This window comes from Streptomyces sp. Act143 (assembly GCF_003143935.1).
GTDB lineage: Bacteria > Actinomycetota > Actinomycetes > Streptomycetales > Streptomycetaceae > Streptomyces.
In genome coordinates this window covers 1-1,259 of record NZ_QFRX01000002.1, presented here as the reverse complement: position 1 = coordinate 1,259, position 1,259 = coordinate 1, and the positions used below count along the sequence as shown (strand labels likewise).

The window sequence follows — 1,259 nt, the reverse complement described above, 5'->3', positions numbered from 1 at the left end:
CCGGGAGGCGATCGTCCGTGACGATCTGACCCGCGACATGATCGCGAAGGTCGCCGGCTCCGACGGCGGGGTCTATCTGCATGTGGGCGACTTCGACGTCAAGAGCATGACGGTCGGCGACAGGCCTCTCTTCGACAAGGCCACCAAGGTGATCCATGACCTCGCGGTGACCAAGGTGTCGCACACGGGGCAGGAGGACGTGCTGCTTCCGGAGATCGTCAGCGGTGGCTACAAGCTCCAGGACAGTGCCGCCGCGGCGAAGGCCGCCGACCTGGACCTGGCCGTACGTGACGCGATGAGCGGGGTCGACTCCCGTGCCGTGTACTTCCCCGAGCCCAACACGTTCGTCCGGGTCGATGCCGACGACTGGGGGCGGCTTGAGGACCATGTCCACTTCGGCCTCAAGCAGGGTGACAAGTGGCAGTTCGAGGCCCAGGAGGGCAAGCACCTCCTCAAGAACGTCATCGACGCGCGCAAGGACGCATGGGGCACCGACGTGTCCAAGATGGTCCGGTTCTCGTCCGACCTCGCACTGGTCACCGACGGTGGCCGCATCGCCAAGGACCTGAAGGGCGATCTGAAATCGCTCATGGGCGGCCTGACGCAGAGTCATGCGGACAAGAAGGTCTGGACGGACCAGGTCACCGACTACCTGAACACGTATCACCGGGGCCTGCTCGCCACGAATCCCGATGCCGCGCGGCAGCTGGCCGACTTGGCCTTCCACGGCATCCCCCCGACCGACGGTTCGCAGCTCGTCTCCATGAAGGCGGCGGAACTCGCCGAGAAGAACACGAAGACATGGAAGGGCCTGCGCAAGGGGATCCCCGACAACGACACCTTCCGTGACCTGGTCAAGATGGCCCTCGGTACCCGCGACTCGCTGGTCACCGAGATCAACAAGATCAACGGAGTCAGCGGGATCGGCGGAGGGGGCCATGCGGTGGCCCCCAAGGCGCCGAGCCGTCAGGCACACGGGGCGCAGGCGGCGCCGGTTCCGCAGCCGGTCGTGGTGCACGGCCAGTTGACGCAGTCGACGGACGTCGCCCGGTTCACGCCGGAGTTCCGTTCCTACGCGGAGCACTACTCGTTCAAGCCGGTGGCGCAGTACGACGGCACCGCGAAGGGGGCGTTGCAGCCGGGTGAGGACATCCGGTTCATCGCCACGGTCCCCGCCACACCCGGCGGCAAGGACAAGTTGTTCGAGTTGGCGAAGAAGTACGAGCGGGCGTTGGGTGGTGAGTCCGGGCGGGGGGAGC

General features: G+C 66.4%; 1 protein-coding gene. It reads left to right on the top strand.

The window, feature by feature from the left end; translation table 11 throughout:
- Positions 1-1,259 (top strand): hypothetical protein (locus DI272_RS44835; RefSeq protein ID WP_219933917.1); only part of this gene is annotated, 1,259 nt, incomplete at both ends.